The 3,208-nt window shown below is 49.3% G+C and carries 1 rRNA gene; it reads left to right on the top strand.

Going from position 1 to position 3,208, the window contains the following annotated elements:
• Positions 1 to 282: 282 nt before the first annotated feature.
• Positions 283 to 3,176: ribosomal RNA gene (locus AB4496_RS00875) — 23S ribosomal RNA — on the top strand.
• Positions 3,177 to 3,208 lie beyond the last annotated feature (32 nt).

Raw genomic sequence — 3,208 nt, 5'->3', positions numbered from 1 at the left:
GCTCTTTAACAATTTGGAAAGCTGACTGATTGATTTACTTACGAGTAATTCAATCAAATTTAAAAGTTCTCAATGTTTATCTTTCATTAGATAAACACAACAAACACATTCAAGTGTCTTGTATTCGAATCAAACGTTAGTTTGATTCACAATTGAGTCCGGCAAACAGTTATCAAGAATTAACCCTTCTTGATGACAACCAAAAACCTTGGTTAGTTGCCATACGCTTATTTGTCTTCACTTTTTAAAGTGAAAGCAAATAGAAACCCTTTCGGGTTGTATGGTTAAGTGACTAAGCGTACACGGTGGATGCCTTGGCAGTCAGAGGCGATGAAAGGCGTAATAACTTGCGATAAGCCCAGATTAGGTAGTAATAACCTTTTGAGTCTGGGATTCCTGAATGGGGAAACCCACTTACATAAGTAAGTATCCTGTTGTGAATACATAGCAACAGGAGGCAAACCGGGGGAACTGAAACATCTAAGTACCCCGAGGAAGAGAAATCAACCGAGATTCCGAAAGTAGCGGCGAGCGAAATTGGATTAGCCCTTAAGCTTTTAATGATGCAGGTGAAGAGTCTGGAAAGTCTCGCAATAAAGGGTGATAGCCCCGTAACCGACACATCATAATCAGTGAAAACGAGTAGGGCGGGACACGTGATATCCTGTCTGAATATGGGGGGACCATCCTCCAAGGCTAAATACTACTGACTGACCGATAGTGAACCAGTACCGTGAGGGAAAGGCGAAAAGAACCCCTGTGAGGGGAGTGAAATAGAACCTGAAACCGTGTACGTACAAGCAGTAGGAGCACCTTCGTGGTGTGACTGCGTACCTTTTGTATAATGGGTCAGCGACTTAATTTTAGTAGCAAGGTTAACCGTTTAGGGGAGCCGTAGGGAAACCGAGTCTTAACTGGGCGTACAGTTGCTAGGATTAGACCCGAAACCAGGTGATCTAGCCATGGGCAGGTTGAAGGTTGAGTAACATCAACTGGAGGACCGAACCGACTAATGTTGAAAAATTAGCGGATGACTTGTGGCTAGGGGTGAAAGGCCAATCAAACCTGGAGATAGCTGGTTCTCCCCGAAAGCTATTTAGGTAGCGCCTCGGACGAATACTACTGGGGGTAGAGCACTGTTAAGGCTAGGGGGTCATCCCGACTTACCAACCCTTTGCAAACTCCGAATACCAGTAAGTACTATCCGGGAGACACACGGCGGGTGCTAACGTCCGTCGTGGAGAGGGAAACAACCCAGACCGCCAGCTAAGGTCCCAAAGTATAGCTAAGTGGGAAACGATGTGGGAAGGCTCAGACAGCCAGGATGTTGGCTTAGAAGCAGCCATCATTTAAAGAAAGCGTAATAGCTCACTGGTCGAGTCGGCCTGCGCGGAAGATGTAACGGGGCTAAGCTATACACCGAAGCTGCGGCTACGTACCTTAGGGTATGTGGGGTAGGGGAGCGTTCTGTAAGCCGTTGAAGGTGGTCTGTAAGGGCTGCTGGAGGTATCAGAAGTGCGAATGCTGACATGAGTAACGATAAAGGGAGTGAAAAACTCCCTCGCCGGAAGACCAAGGGTTCCTGTCCAACGTTAATCGGGGCAGGGTAAGTCGACTCCTAAGGCGAGGCCGAAAGGCGTAGTCGATGGGAAACGGGTTAATATTCCCGTACTTCTTACAATTGCGATGGGGGGACGGAGAAGGCTAGGTGGGCCTGGCGACGGTTGTCCAGGTTCAAGTACGTAGGCGGAAAGTTTAGGTAAATCCGGACTTTCATTAACGCTGAGATACGATGTCGAGCTACTACGGTAGTGAAGTCATTGATGCCATGCTTCCAGGAAAAGCCTCTAAGCTTCAGATTGTAAGGAATCGTACCCCAAACCGACACAGGTGGTCGGGTAGAGAATACCAAGGCGCTTGAGAGAACTCGGGTGAAGGAACTAGGCAAAATGGTACCGTAACTTCGGGAGAAGGTACGCTCTTATCAGTGAAGTCCCTTGCGGATGGAGCAGACGAGAGTCGCAGATACCAGGTGGCTGCAACTGTTTATTAAAAACACAGCACTGTGCAAAATCGTAAGATGACGTATACGGTGTGACGCCTGCCCGGTGCCGGAAGGTTAATTGATGGGGTTAGACTTCGGTCGAAGCTCTTGATCGAAGCCCCGGTAAACGGCGGCCGTAACTATAACGGTCCTAAGGTAGCGAAATTCCTTGTCGGGTAAGTTCCGACCTGCACGAATGGCGTAATGATGGCCACGCTGTCTCCACCCGAGACTCAGTGAAATTGAAATCGCTGTGAAGATGCAGTGTACCCGCGGCTAGACGGAAAGACCCCGTGAACCTTTACTACAGCTTGGCACTGAACATTGAACCTACATGTGTAGGATAGGTGGGAGACTATGAAATTGCGTCGCTAGATGTGATGGAGTCGTCCTTGAAATACCACCCTTGTAGTTTTGATGTTCTAACGTTGGTCCCTGAATCGGGATTACGGACAGTGCCTGGTGGGTAGTTTGACTGGGGCGGTCTCCTCCCAAAGAGTAACGGAGGAGCACGAAGGTGGGCTAAACACGGTTGGACATCGTGTGGTTAGTGCAATGGCATAAGCCCGCTTGACTGCGAGAATGACAATTCGAGCAGGTGCGAAAGCAGGTCATAGTGATCCGGTGGTTCTGAATGGAAGGGCCATCGCTCAACGGATAAAAGGTACTCCGGGGATAACAGGCTGATACCGCCCAAGAGTTCATATCGACGGCGGTGTTTGGCACCTCGATGTCGGCTCATCACATCCTGGGGCTGAAGTCGGTCCCAAGGGTATGGCTGTTCGCCATTTAAAGTGGTACGCGAGCTGGGTTTAGAACGTCGTGAGACAGTTCGGTCCCTATCTGCCGTGGGCGTTGGAAAATTGAAAGGGGCTGCTCCTAGTACGAGAGGACCGGAGTGGACGAACCTCTGGTGTTCGGGTTGTCATGCCAATGGCATTGCCCGGTAGCTAAGTTCGGAATCGATAACCGCTGAAAGCATCTAAGCGGGAAGCGAGCCTTGAGATGAGTTTTCCCTGGCACTATAAGTGTCCTAAAGGGTTGTCGTAGACTACGACGTTGATAGGCAGGGTGTGTAAGTGCTGCGAGGCATTGAGCTAACCTGTACTAATTGCCCGTGAGGCTTAACCATACAACACCCAAGGGGTTTTGTGGACTCAAAGA

The organism is Vibrio sp. 10N.222.46.A1 (assembly GCF_041473595.1).
Taxonomy (GTDB): Bacteria; Pseudomonadota; Gammaproteobacteria; order Enterobacterales; family Vibrionaceae; genus Vibrio; species Vibrio tasmaniensis_A.
Note: the sequence above shows the minus strand (reverse complement) of the source record. Positions and strands in the feature narration are given on the sequence as shown.